Origin of the sequence: Streptomyces sp. AA1529, assembly GCF_000280905.1 — a bacterium.
Classification (GTDB): Bacteria; Actinomycetota; Actinomycetes; order Streptomycetales; family Streptomycetaceae; genus Streptomyces.
On record NZ_ALAP01000025.1, the window covers coordinates 1 to 12921 of the forward strand.

General features: G+C 73.4%; 13 protein-coding genes. 7 read left to right on the forward strand and 6 right to left on the reverse strand.

The features are described from left to right. Positions 1–401, reverse strand: a 401-nt coding sequence (locus tag A949_RS32820; protein ID WP_037706012.1) for a sodium:solute symporter family transporter, incomplete at its 3' end; no start/stop codon positions are given. Between the two features lie 259 nt (positions 402–660). Between A949_RS32820 and galT the strand changes: the two genes are divergently transcribed. From galT to A949_RS0107875, 5 genes are all read left to right on the forward strand, one after another. Continuing rightward, positions 661–1773 (forward strand): galactose-1-phosphate uridylyltransferase, encoded by a 1113-nt coding sequence (gene galT, locus A949_RS0107855; RefSeq protein WP_019355456.1) that lies wholly within the window; start codon positions 661–663, stop codon positions 1771–1773. Between the two features lie 93 nt (positions 1774–1866). Continuing rightward, complete coding sequence (gene galE / locus A949_RS0107860) at positions 1867–2865, forward strand: UDP-glucose 4-epimerase GalE (protein ID WP_019355457.1); 999 nt, start codon at positions 1867–1869, stop codon at positions 2863–2865. Continuing rightward, positions 2862–4028, forward strand: a complete 1167-nt coding sequence (galK, locus tag A949_RS0107865; RefSeq protein ID WP_019355458.1) for a galactokinase — start codon at positions 2862–2864, stop codon at positions 4026–4028. The genes galE and galK overlap by 4 nt, the downstream gene beginning before the upstream one ends. Before the next feature lie 336 nt (positions 4029–4364). Next, positions 4365–5285: a response regulator transcription factor gene (locus A949_RS0107870; protein WP_037706013.1), complete on the forward strand. Its 921-nt coding sequence runs from the start codon at positions 4365–4367 to the stop codon at positions 5283–5285. Positions 5286–5416: 131 nt separating this feature from the next. Next, positions 5417–5839: a TIGR03618 family F420-dependent PPOX class oxidoreductase gene (locus A949_RS0107875; protein ID WP_019355460.1), complete on the forward strand. Its 423-nt coding sequence runs from the start codon at positions 5417–5419 to the stop codon at positions 5837–5839. A gap of 97 nt (positions 5840–5936) precedes the next feature. On the opposite strand, the gene A949_RS0107880 is transcribed toward A949_RS0107875, so the two are convergent. Then, on the reverse strand, positions 5937–6698 hold the full coding sequence (locus tag A949_RS0107880; protein WP_019355461.1) for an SDR family oxidoreductase: 762 nt from the start codon (positions 6696–6698) through the stop codon (positions 5937–5939). 54 nt (positions 6699–6752) lie between these two features. Further along, the gene (locus tag A949_RS0107885) at positions 6753–7250 is read right to left on the reverse strand and encodes a MarR family winged helix-turn-helix transcriptional regulator (RefSeq protein ID WP_019355462.1); all 498 of its coding nucleotides are present in this window, start codon (positions 7248–7250) and stop codon (positions 6753–6755) included. A 71-nt stretch (positions 7251–7321) separates the two neighbouring features. Between A949_RS0107885 and A949_RS0107890 the strand changes: the two genes are divergently transcribed. After that, positions 7322–8125, forward strand: a complete 804-nt coding sequence (locus A949_RS0107890; RefSeq protein WP_019355463.1) for a trans-aconitate 2-methyltransferase — start codon at positions 7322–7324, stop codon at positions 8123–8125. A gap of 26 nt (positions 8126–8151) precedes the next feature. On the opposite strand, the gene A949_RS0107895 is transcribed toward A949_RS0107890, so the two are convergent. The 3 genes from A949_RS0107895 to A949_RS0107905 all read right to left on the reverse strand — a co-directional run bounded on the left by A949_RS0107895 (position 8152) and on the right by A949_RS0107905 (position 10884). After that, positions 8152–8778, reverse strand: a complete 627-nt coding sequence (locus A949_RS0107895) for a GNAT family N-acetyltransferase (RefSeq protein ID WP_019355464.1) — start codon at positions 8776–8778, stop codon at positions 8152–8154. 221 nt (positions 8779–8999) lie between these two features. Next, entirely contained in the window at positions 9000–9665 is a 666-nt protein-coding gene (locus tag A949_RS0107900) for a TetR family transcriptional regulator (protein ID WP_019355465.1), read from the reverse strand. 73 nt (positions 9666–9738) lie between these two features. After that, on the reverse strand, positions 9739–10884 hold the full coding sequence (locus A949_RS0107905; protein WP_019355466.1) for an acyl-CoA desaturase: 1146 nt from the start codon (positions 10882–10884) through the stop codon (positions 9739–9741). 418 nt (positions 10885–11302) lie between these two features. Here A949_RS0107905 and A949_RS32825 point away from each other — a divergent pair. After that, positions 11303–12921 (forward strand): phosphoenolpyruvate carboxylase (locus A949_RS32825; RefSeq protein WP_037706016.1); only part of this gene is annotated, 1619 nt, incomplete at its 3' end.

Sequence of the window (12921 nt, forward strand, 5' to 3'; positions counted from 1 at the left end):
ATGATCGAGCTGAGCAGGTGGGAGGAGGGGCCGAACCGGTGCAGCAGGAACTCGGGCACCGAGCGGACCTTGGAGCCGTAGTAGAACGGCATCATCACCAGGCCGAGGAAGACCATGGCCGGGATGGCGCCGATCCAGTACCAGTGCACGGTGTAGACGCCGTACTGGGCGCCGTTGGCGGCCATGCCGAGGATCTCGGTGGCGCCGAGGTTGGCCGCCACGAAGGCGAGGCCGGTGATCCACGCGGGGAGCGACCGGCCGGAGAGGAAGAAGTCGAGACTGGTCTTCACACTGCGCCGGGCGGCGAAGCCGATCCCGAGCACGACGGCGAAGTAGATGCCGAGGAGTGTGTAGTCGAGTCCGTTGGTGGGGAGCCGTAGCCCTTCGGCCAAGTGCAACATGGGTCACTCGCTTCATTGCGCGATCGGAACGCACGTGAACGTACCGCCGAGGTTTCAGTTTTTGAAAGGTCCTGTTGCTGGAGTTTGTTTGATTGTGATGAATGTCGACGGTTGACCTCGGTGCTTTGTCCCGCTTAGTCCGCCCTGTTCCCCGTCGATGAGGGGCTGGGATCCGGCGTCGGCCGCTGTTGAAGACTCTGTTGGCTCGTGGTTCCTTGTGTGTGATTATGTTTGAGGTCCAGGAACGAGGAGCCACCCGGTGAAGAAGACCTCAGGCCGTCTGGCCGACGGCCGCGAGATCGTTTACTACGACCTCCACGACGACGCCGTCCGCACCGCCGCCGACCGGCGCCCGCTGCCCGCCATGGAAGCCCACGCCCAGGCCCGGCACGATCCGCTGCTGGACGAATGGGTGGGCGTCACCGCGCACCGCAACGCCCGCACCTACCACCCCCCGGCCGACGAGTGCCCGCTGTGCCCCTCCCGCGACGGGCGGATGAGCGAGATCCCGGAGTCCGACTACGACGTCGCCGTCTTCGAGAACCGCTTCCCCTCCTTCCACGGGGCGCCCGGCCCGCAGCAGGCCCACGGTCCCGCCGGGATCTTCCGGCAACTGCCCGGCGCCGGCCGCTGCGAGGTCGTCAGCTTCACCTCCGACCACCGCGCCTCCTTCGCCGACCTGGACGAGGAGCAGGCCCGCCTCGTCCTGGACGTGTGGACCGACCGCACCGCCGAGCTGTCCCACGTGCCCGGCGTCGAGCAGGTCTACTGCTTCGAGAACCGCGGTGAGGAGATCGGGGTGACCCTCTCCCACCCGCACGGCCAGATCTACGGCTACCCGTTCACCACCCCGCGGACCGCCCGGATGCTGCGTTCCCTGGCCGAACACGCCGCGGGCCCCGGCGGCAACCTCTTCGAGAGCCTGGTCGCCGCCGAACGCGCCGCCGGGGAGCGGATCGTCCTGGAGGGCGAGCACTGGGTCGCCTTCGTCCCGCACGCCGCCCGCTGGCCCTACGAGGTGCACCTGCACCCCACCTCCCGGGTGCCCGACCTGCTCGGGCTGAGCGAGCCGGCCCGCGCCGAGTTCCCCGGGATCTATCTGGAACTGCTGCGCCGCTTCGACCGCCTCTTCGGCGAGCCCGCGACCCGCACCCCCTACATCGCCGCCTGGCACCAGGCACCGTTCGGCACCGGCCCGGACGCGGGCCTCGCGAGCCGCGAGGAGTTCGCCCTCCACCTGGAGCTGTTCACCATCCGCAGGGCCCCGGGGAAGCTGAAGTTCCTCGCCGGGTCCGAATCCGGGATGGACGTGTTCATCAACGACGTGCCGCCGGAGACGGCGGCCGAGCGGCTCCGCGAGGTGGCGTCGTGAACCGCACAGCAAGAGGTGGTTTCGTGTGCGGTGCACCCGGCGCACCCGGCGCCCGGGTGTGCGCGGAAGCGACCCGAGCAAAGGACAGGCGCAATGGCTAAGTACCTGGTGACCGGCGGGGCCGGATATGTGGGCAGCGTCGTGGCGGCCCACCTGCTGGAGGCGGGGCACACCGTCACCGTCCTGGACGACCTCGACACCGGCTTCGCGCGGGCCGTCCCCGGCGGCGCCGAGTTCGTCGACGGCGGCCTGGGCGACGCGGCCCGGGTGCTGGACCCCTCCTACGACGGCGTCCTGCACTTCGCCGCGCACTCCCGGGTGGGCGAATCCGTCGAGCAGCCCGAGAAGTACTGGCGCAACAACGTCGGCGGCACCGTCGAACTGCTGGCCGCCATGCGCGCGGCGGGCGTGCGCACCCTCGTCTTCTCCTCCACCGCCGCCGTCTACGGCGAACCCCGGCGCACCCCGATCACCGAGACCGACCCCGCGGCGCCCACCAGCCCCTACGGGGCGTCCAAGCTGGCCGTCGACCACATGATCGCCGGCGAGTGCCGGGCACACGGTCTGGCCGCGGTCTCGCTGCGCTACTTCAACGTCGCGGGCGCCTACTTCGCCGCCGACGGCACCGCCTACGGCGAGCGCCACGACCCCGAGTCGCATCTGATCCCGCTGGTCCTCCAGGTCGCGCAGGGGCGCCGCCCGGCGATCTCGGTGTACGGCGACGACTACCCCACCCCCGACGGCACCTGCGTGCGCGACTACATCCACGTCGCCGACCTCGCCGACGCGCATCTGCTGGCCCTCGACCGGGCCGCCACGGGCGAGCACCTGGTCTGCAACCTCGGCAACGGCAGCGGATTCTCCGTCCGCGAGGTCGTCCAGACCGTCCGCAAGGTCACCGGGCACGAGGTGACCGAGCAGGTCGCGCCGCGCCGCGGCGGCGACCCGGCCGTGCTGGTCGCCTCCGCCGAGCGGGCCCACCGGGAACTGGGCTGGCGGCCCCGGCGCGCCGGACTCGCGGAGATCGTGTCCGACGCCTGGCGGTTCGCACGGCACACCGAACGGGAGCACGCCCCCGAGGCCACGGCGTGAGCGGCGACACCGGGCAGCACACCCGGGACGTGCGGGACGGGTTCCGGGAGCTCTACGGCACCGCGCCCGAGGGCGCCTGGGCGGCACCGGGCCGGGTCAACCTCATCGGCGAACACACGGACTACAACGACGGCTTCGTGTTGCCGCTCGCCCTCCCGCACACCGTGCACGCGGCCGCCGCGCGGCGCGACGACGGCGTACTGCGGCTGCACTCGGCCGATGTGCCCGGCGCCGCCCAGCCGCTCCGGCTGGACGAGTTGAGGCCCGGCGCCGACGGCGGCTGGGCCGCCTATTCGGCCGGCGTCGGCTGGGCGCTGCGGGAGGCGGGGCTGCCGGTCGGCGGCGCCGACGTGCACCTGACCAGCACCGTGCCGACCGGTGCCGGGCTCTCCTCGTCGGCGGCCCTGGAGGTGGTCACCGGGCTCGCGCTGACCGAGCTGTACGGGCTGGAGCTGTCCCGGCAGCAGCTGGCGCGGCTGTGCCAGCGGGCCGAGAACGACTTCGTGGGCATGCCCTGCGGGATCATGGACCAGACGGCCTCCGCCTGCTGCACCGAGGGCCATGTGCTGCATCTGGACACCCGCGGGCAGCAGCGGCGGCAGATACCCTTCGACCTCGCCGCCGAGGGGCTGCGGCTGCTCGTCGTCGACACCCGGGTCAAGCACACCCTGGCCGACGGCGCCTACGCGGAACGCCGCCGGGCGTGCGAGGCGGGCGCGGCGGCTCTCGGCGTACGGGCACTGCGCGACATCCCTTACGGGGAACTCGGCGCCGCGCTCGCCCGGCTGCCCGACCCCGGGGTGCGCGCCTGTGTCCGGCACGTCGTCACCGAGAACCGGCGGGTCGAGGAGGTGGCCGCGCTGCTGGAACAGGGCGACCCGCGTGCGGTGGGTCCGGTGCTGACCGCCGGACACGCCTCCCTGCGGGACGACTTCCGGGTCTCCTGCGAGGAGCTGGACCTGGTGGTGGACAGCGCGCTCGCCGCCGGGGCGCTCGGCGCCCGGATGACCGGCGGCGGCTTCGGCGGCTCGGCGATCGTCCTGGCCGAGGAGTCCCGCGGCGCCGCCGTCGAGGAGGCCGTGACCGCCGCGTTCGAGGCGGCGGGCCACGCGGTGCCGCAGCTGTTCGAGGCGGTGCCGAGCGCGGGCGCGCGCCGGCTGTGAGACGGCTGCGTTCCCGGGCCGGCGACCGCCGCGCCCGGCGGACCCGCGGACCGGATCCGCGTGTGCGGCGCGGCCGCCCGGATGCGCTCCCCACGCGCCCTGGCGCGCCCCCGGGGGAGTGCGAGTACAACGACTTTTGTCAATTGCCTTCCGTTGTCACAGCTCGCCCGTACTCTGAACGTTGTGCACAGCACCGGTGGGGGCCGGTGCTGATCAGGGGGCGAGTCAGCCGGGTACGACGTCCGGGGGCGGGGTAGACAGCGAACACGGCGGCGGCCGTGTCGATGGCGCGTTTTCCCGCGCATGGGCGCCGTGCCCGCACTGCCAGGGGGTTCCATGCAACGTATTCGCGTGCTGGTGGTCGACGACCACCGCATTTTCGCCGAGTCCTTGGCCGCCGCGCTCGCGGCCGAACAGGACGTCGAAGTCGGCGCGGCGGGCAGCGGACCGGCCGCGCTGCGCCATCTGGAGCGCGGCGCCGCCGAGGGCCGCCGGTTCGACATCCTGCTCGTGGACGCCGATCTCGGCGCACCGCTGAACGGATCGGCGCAGCCCGGGAACGGCGCGCTGCCCGCTCCGGTCCCGATCCCGGCCCAGGCCGGTCCGCTCGGGCCGGGCACGGCGCGGACCAACGGCGAGAAGCCCGCCGCCGGCACCCCGCTCGGTGCCCAGGACGAAGCTCCGCCGGCCCCGGGCGGCGCCCCCGGCGGCTCCGGTGGCTCCGGTGGCTCCGCCGACCCGCCGTCCCCGGCGGCCACCGTGGGCGGGTTACCCCTGGTGGCACGCGTCCGGACCGACTACCCGGCGGTGCGCACCGTCGTCCTGGCCGAGCGCGACGACCCCCGGCACGCTGCCGCGGCGCTCCAGGCGGGCGCGGGCGGCTGGGTCGCCAAGGACTGCTCCCTCTCCCGGCTCCTGCAGGTGATCCGGGGCGTCCTCAAGGACGAGACCCACCTGCCGCCCGCCCTCCTCACCGGCGTCCTCCGGGAGTTGACGGCCAGCCGCAAGCACCGCACCGAGAGCGAACGCCTCGTGGAGTCGCTGACCCCGCGCGAGCGGGAGGTACTGCGGTGCATGGTGGCCGGCCTGGGCCGCAAGGCCGTCGCCGAGCGGCTGTATCTCTCGCCGCACACGGTCCGCACCCATATGCAGAACGTCCTGGGCAAGCTGGGCGTCCACTCCACGCTGCAGGCGGTGGCCCTGGCCCGGCGAGCCGGGGTGGGACCGGCCGAACTGGAGCCCGTGGGGGCGCGCTGACCCGGTCGTGCGCCGCCTCGCCCCGGCTCGCCGGATGTGCGGCGGCGGGCCGCTGTCGGTGCTCCGCCCTAGGCTGACGTCCGCTCACCCGAGACCGGCGGACGGCTGTGGAGGACGGAAGAATGCAGCGGATGACCGAGGCCCAGTGGCAGGACTTCGTCCTGACCGGCACCCGCACCGGCAAGCTGGCGACCACCCGCAAGGACGGCCGCCCGCACGTCACCCCGGTGTGGTTCCTGCTGGACGACGCGGGCCGGCTGCTGTTCACGGTGGACAGCGCCTCGCTCAAGTACCGCTCCCTGCGCCGGGACCCCCGCTTCTCGCTCTGCGTGGACGACCAGGAGCCGCCGTACAGCTTCGTGATGCTGGAGTGCGTGGCGGCCGAGTTCCTCGACGACCTCGAACTGATGCGCTCCTGGGCCACCCGGCTCGGCAGCCGCTACATGGGCGCCGAGCGCGCGGACGAGTACGGCAGGCGCAACGCCGTCCCGGGCGAGTATCTGGTGCGGGCCCGTGTCGAGCGGGCGGTCGCCTTCGCGGGCATCGCCGACTGAGGACCGCGGGCCGCACGCAGGGGCGCTGCGGAGCCGCGTGCCCCGGCTCTGCGCGCCGGGGGCGCCGAGCGGGAGTGCGGCGGCCGGCCGCCGTCGCTCACTCGGCGTTCCTGGCGGCGCTCCAGCCGCCGTCCACCACCAGTTCGGCGCCGGTCACGAAGGACGCGTCCGCCGAGAGCAGGAAGGCGATGGCGGCGGCGACCTCGTCGGGGCGCCCGTGCCGGCCGAGTACCGTCTCCCCGGCGGCCTGCCGCCGGTCCCCCTCCTCGACCCCGTCCCAGGCGGGCGTCATGACCGGGCCGGGCAGTACGGAGTTGACCCGCACCCGGGGGCCGAACTCCGCGGCGAGCTGGCGGCCGAGTCCGGTCAGCCCCGCCTTGGCGGCGGCGTACGCGGGGCGTCCGGGCAGTCCGGCGAGGGCCTGCACGGAGGAGGTCAGCACCACCGCGCCGGCCTGGTCGCGCAGGTCCGGGAGGCAGGCGCGCACCCCGAGGAAGGCCCCGGTCAGGTTCACCCCGAGCTGGGCCTCCCACACGGGGACGGAGATCCGGTCGGCGGCGCCCTCGTGCAGCAGCGACGCGTTGCACACGAGCCCGTCCACCGGGCCGAAGCCCGCGTGCGCCGTCTCCACGGCGCGCTGCCAGGCCGGTTCGTCCGTGACGTCGCCGAGGACGAACGCGGCCCGCCCGCCGGAGGCCGTGATCTCCCGCGCGGTGCGGTGCGCCCCGGCCTCCTCCTTGTCGAGGAGGACCAGGGCCGCTCCCTCGTCGGACAGCCGGTGTGCCGTCGCGGCACCGATGCCGCGGCCGCCTCCGGAGATGACGACCGTACGTCCCTCGAACCGCGCGCCCATGGCCATGCGCGTGATCGTACGGGCCGGGTACCCGCCGGGGTAGGGTGCCGGGGGGTGCGGTCAGCCGGGGATGTTGTCGAACGGGGCCGTCAGCTGCCGCAGCAGCGCCGCGAGTTCGCCGCGCTGCAGGGGGGAGAGCTCGACGAGGATGGCGCGCTCCTGGTCGAGCAGTCCGGCCAGGGCGCTGTCGGCCCGGTCCTGCCCTTCGGCGGTGAGCCGGACCAGGACGCCGCGCCGGTCACTGGGGTCGGGCAGCCGTTCGACGAGTCCCTTCTTGGCGAGGCGGTCGATGCGGTTGGTCATCGTGCCCGAAGTGACCAGGGTCTGGGTGAGCAGTTGACCGGGGGAGAGCTGGTACGGGGTGCCCGCCCGGCGCAGCGCGGTCAGCACGTCGAACTCCCACGGCTCCAGGCCGTGCTCGGAGAAGGCGATGCGCCGGGCGCGATCCAGGTGCCGGGCCAGTCTGCTGACCCGGCTGAGCACCTCGAGCGGCTCAACGTCGAGGTCAGGGCGCTCCCGGCGCCAAGCTGCCACCAAACGGTCGACCTCGTCCTCCATGGGATCAGTGTAGAGGTTGTGTCGACGTGAAGTCTCTTGATGTCAAGAGACGGTCGGGGCACCCTGCTGCCATGTGGGACCCCGAGCAGTATCTCCGGCACGCCGGGCCGCGGCTGCGCCCCGTCCGCGATCTCCTGGCACAGGTCCCCGAGCGATTGCCGGGCCGGCCACGCGTCAGGATCGCCGACCTCGGCTGCGGCCCCGGCGGCCCCAGCCTCCCGCTGGCCGAACGCTGGCCCGAAGCGCACATCACCGGGTACGACAACGCCCCCGAGATGCTACGGGAAGCCGGCCGGCACGCCCGACCCGGCCACCTCGACTTCGCCTCCGCCGACCTCGCCCACTGGCGCCCCGACCCCGCCGAGCACTTCGGGCTGCTCTTCTCCAACGCGGCGCTCCAGTGGGTGCCGGGACACCGGCACGCCTTCCCCGACTGGCTCGCGGCCCTGCCGTCCGGCGGCACCCTGGCCTTCCAGGTGCCCGGCAACTTCGACGCGCCCAGCCACACCCTGCTGACCGCGCTGCGCAACTCCGCGCGCTGGCGCGACCGGATCGGTGCCCGGACCCGCTCCGGCCCGGTGCTCACCCCGGCCCGGTACGCGGAACTCCTCGCCCCGCTCGGCCCCCGCGGCTGCGCCGTCGACGCCTGGGAGACCACCTACCTGCACCGGCTGACCGGCACCGACCCGGTACTCGAATGGACCAAGGGCACCGCACTCCGTCCCGTGCTGGCCGCGCTGGCCGACGACCCCTCCGCACGGGACGACTTCCTCGCCGAGTACGCGGCGGCGCTCCGCCAGGCGTACCCGCGCGGCACCGACGGGACCACGGCGTTCCCCTTCCGCCGCGTCTTCGTGGTCGCCGTCAAGCGCTGACGCGGGACCACGGAGACGCGGCCCCGTCAAGCGCTGACGGGAGCCGCGTCCACCGGTTCCGGGCCGGTGCCGCGGCGGTCGGACCCGGCCGCCCGTCCGGCCCGGGCGGCCCGCCACTCCGGGGCCAGGACCGACCAGACCTCGATGTCGGTCCGCTCGCCCCGGTACCGGAACATCTCCCGCAGCACGCCCTCCTTCGTCATGCCCAGGCGCCGGGCCACCGCGATGCTGGGCTCGTTCGCCGAGGGCACCTGCCACTCCACGCGGTGGATGCCGCGCTCCTCGACCGCCCAGTCGATCAGAACCCGCACGGCGCGGGTCACCAGTCCGCGGCCCACCGCGGCCGGCTCCAGCCAGCAGCCCGCCTCCGCGGTGCCCTGCGCCACGTCCATCGTGCGGAAGAGCACCCCGCCGACCAGCGTGCCCTCCGGCGTCCGGATGCCGAGGATCCGCCCGGTGTCGGTGGCGGCCTTCTGCGCGTACGCCGTGAGGAAGGCGCGGGCCGACTCCAGATCCCGGTTGGCGTCCGCCAGCCCGACGTGCCGGCCGATGAACTCCCGCCCGCGCTCGATGTGGGCCAGGAACTCCTCGGCCTGCCACGGTTCGAGCGGGCCCAGCTCGGTGCCGTCGTCATCCAGCGGTATTCCGAACATCGCCGTCCTCCACGTTCCCGTGTGCGCCCCTCTGGGCACACCGCGGAGGGAGCTTCGCACACCTTCCGCCGCGGCCCGAACGGATTTCCGAGCGGCTCCCCGCGCCGGAGCGGCCTCCCCGCGGGGCGGCTCGGCGGCGGTTCGGCTCGGTGCCGGTTCGGTGTGGCCCCTCGGCACCGGCCGGTGCCGGGCCCGGCACGGCCGCCCGCGCCTGCCGGAGGTCAGGACCGGCGGTGGCCTATCAGGCGGGGCTTCTGCTCCAGGCCGTCGAGGCCGTGCCAGGCGAGATTGACCAGGTGCGCCGCCACCTCGGCCTTCTTCGGTTTGCGGACGTTGAGCCACCACTGCCCCGTCAGGGCCACCATGCCGACGAGGGCCTGGGCGTAGAGCGGGGAGAGCTTGGCGTCGAAGCCGCGGTTCTTGAACTCGCGCCCGAGGATGTCCTCGACCTGGGTGGCGATGTCGGAGATCAGCGAGGCGAAGGTGCCGGTGGACTGGGGGAGCGGCGAGTCCCGCACCAGGATGCGGAAGCCGTCGGTGTACTGCTCGATGTAGTCCAGCAGCGCGAACGCGGCCTGCTCCAGCAGCTCACGGGGGTGGCCCCCGGTGAGCGCCCCGGTCACCATGTCCAGCAGGCGCCGCATCTCCCGGTCGACGACGACCGCGTACAGCCCCTCCTTGCCGCCGAAGTGCTCGTAGACCACCGGCTTGGACACCCCGGCCTTGTGCGCGATCTCCTCGACGGACGTGCCCTCGAAGCCGCGATCGGCGAAGAGGGTGCGGCCGATGTCCAGCAACTGCTCGCGGCGCTCCTTGCCGGTCATCCGGCGGCGGGCGCGCTTCTTGGGGCTGCCGCTGGACGGCGGCGTCGTCTCGTCGGTCGGCACGGGAGGGGCCTTCCCTGTCGGCTGGCTGGCTGGGGCCCCATGGGCCTGGTACGGCCCCTGGGTCAGCACAGCATCATGCCGCCCTGGCCGGCTGCTCCGGACGGCGGGAGTCCGCGCCGGTGCCCTCCGGCGCCGGGTCCTGCTCCGGGCCCTGCGGAACGCTCTGCTCCGGCTTCCGGCGGCGCGGGCCGTCGGTGCCGCGCTTGGCGTCCAGCCGGTCGCGCTTCGGCCAGCGCACGTCGTACGCCCAGCCGGCCTTCTCGAACCAGCGGATGATGCGGGCGCTGGAGTCGATCTGTCCGCGCTCGACGCCGTGCCGGGCGCAGGTGGGATCGGCGTGGTGCAGATTGTGCCAGGACTCGCCGCAGGAGAGCACGGCGAGCCACCACACGTTGCCGGACCGGTCCCGGGACTTGAAGGGGCGCTTGCCCACCGCGTGGCAGATGGAGTTGATCGACCACGTGACGTGGTGCAGCAGCGCGACGCGTACCAGCGAGCCCCAGAAGAACGCGGTCACCGCGCCCTGCCACGACCAGGTGGCCAGTCCGCCGATCACCGGCGGGATCAGCAGCGAGACGGCCGTCCACAGCACGAACTGCCGGGAGACGGCGCGCAGCGCGGGGTCCTTGACCAGGTCGGGCGCGTACTTGGACTGGGACGTCTGCTCTTCGTCGAACATCCATGCGACATGCGCCCACCACAGGCCCTTCATCAGCGCGGGGATCGTCTCCCCGTACCGCCACGGCGAGTGCGGGTCACCCTCGGCGTCGGAGAACTTGTGGTGCTTGCGGTGGTCGGCGACCCAGCGCACCAGCGGGCCCTCGACGGCGAGCGAGCCCATCACGGCGAGCGCGATCCGCAGCGGCCGCTTCGCCTTGAACGAACCGTGCGTGAAGTAGCGGTGGAAGCCGATGGTGATGCCGTGGCAGCCGATGAAGTACATCGCGACCAGCAGCCCCAGATCCAGCCAGCTCACCCCCCATCCCCAGGCCAGCGGCACCGCGGCCACCAGGCCGACGAACGGAACGGTGATGAACAGCAGCAGGGCGATCTGTTCGGCCGAGCGCCGCTTCTCGCCCCCCAGCGTCGCGGACAGCGGCGCCGCGGAAGCGGCGCTGCCTGCCTGCGGTCCGGTGGCGGGGGAGGCCGCTGCGGCCTCCGGCGAGTCGGCGGGGGCGGGCTGTGGCGAACTGTCGAGCACGTCCGGGCTTGTCGTCATAGATGTCCCTCATTGGACCTCGGCTTGGCTACGGTTCCGTAACCTACGGCGTCGTAAGTATGGCAGCCGTAAGTCACGGGACAAGGGGGGTGCACGCCGGGGCGGGACGCGCCGCTGCGCCCATCCCTCGGACGGCAGTGCTGTGCCGCTCGGCGGCCGACCTATCCTGGTCCCGTCGGACAGCGCGGTCCGCCACCTGCCCGAAGCAACCCCGCAAGGGAAGCAACCCTGCAAGGGAGCCGCACCTGTGAGCAGCGCCGACAGCAACCAGCGAACCCCCGAGCCGTCCCGGAACGCGCCCGGATCGGGTGACCCCGGGACGGCGGGGAACGGCTCCGCGAGGGAGCCCTCCGGCGCGGAGACCCCGGGCGGCCGCAGCGCCGACACCGCCGGCCGCGTCGACCGGGCAGCCGGCGCGGTGAGCCTGGACAGCACCGAGAGCGTCGAGGCAGCCGAGTCCACCTCCGCACTGCGGGCCGACATCCGCAGACTGGGCGACCTGCTGGGCGAGACCCTCGTCCGGCAGGAGGGCGCGGAACTCCTCGACCTCGTCGAGCGGGTACGCGCCCTCACCCGCAGCAACGGCGAGGAAGCCGCCGAGCTGCTGGGCGAGACCGACCTGGAGACCGCCACCAAGCTGGTGCGCGCCTTCTCCACCTACTTCCACCTCGCCAACGTCACCGAGCAGGTGCACCGCGGCCGCGAACTGCGCCAGCGCCGGGCCGCGGACGGCGGGATGCTCGCCCGCACCGCCGACATGCTCAAGGACGCCGACCCCGCGCACCTGGCGAACACCGCGCGTCACCTCTCCGTACGCCCCGTCTTCACCGCGCACCCCACCGAGGCGGCCCGCCGCTCGGTGCTGACCAAGCTCCGCAAGATCGCCGAGCTGCTGGAGGAGTCGGACGGGGAGCTGGGCGGGGCCGAGCGCCGCCGCACCGATCTGCGGCTGGCCGAGAACGTCGACCTGGTCTGGCAGACCGACGAGCTGCGCGTCGCCCGCCCCGAGCCCGCGGACGAGGCGCGCAACGCCATCTACTACCTGGACGAGCTGCACCGCGGCGCCGTCGGCGATGTGCTGGAGGACCTGGCGGCCGAGCTGGAGCGCGCCGGCGCACCGCTGCCGCCCGGCACCCGTCCGCTGACCTTCGGCACCTGGATCGGCGGCGACCGCGACGGCAACCCCAACGTGACGCCGCAGGTCACCTGGGACGTGCTGCTGCTCCAGCACGAGCACGGCATCGGCGACGCACTCGCACACGTGGACGAGCTGCGCGGCGCCCTCTCCAACTCCATCCGCAACTGCGGCGCCACCCAGCCGCTGCTGGACTCGCTCGAAAGAGACCTCGCGCGGCTGCCGGAGATCAGCCCCCGCTACAAGCGGCTCAACGCGGAGGAGCCCTACCGGCTCAAGGCCACCTGCATCCGGCAGAAGCTGCTCAACACCCGCACCCGGCTGGCCGAGAAGCTCCCGCACACCGAGGGCTGGGACTACCTGGGCACCGGAGAGCTGCTGGACGATCTCGTCCTCCTCCAGGACTCGCTGCGCGAGCACCGCGGCGGCCTGGTCGCCGACGGCCGGCTGGAGCGCGCCATGCGCACCATGGCCGCCTTCGGCCTCCAACTGGCCACGATGGACGTGCGTGAGCACGCCGAGGCGCACCACCACGCGCTCGGACAGCTCTTCGACCGGCTCGGCGAGGAGTCCTGGCGCTACGCGGACATGCCGCGCGACTACCGGCAGCGGCTGCTGGCCAAGGAGCTGCGCTCGCGCCGCCCGCTCTCCCCCAGCCCCGCGCCGCTGGACGCGGCCGGCGCCAAGACCCTCGGCGTCTTCGAGACCGTGCGCAAGGCGCTGGAGACCTTCGGCCCCGAGGTCGTCGAGTCGTACATCATCTCCATGTGCCAGGGCGCCGACGACGTGTTCGCCGCCGCCGTCCTCGCCCGCGAGGCCGGTCTGATGGACCTGCACGCCGGCTGGGCCGAGATCGGCATCGTGCCGCTGCTGGAGACCACCGACGAGCTGAAGATCGCCGA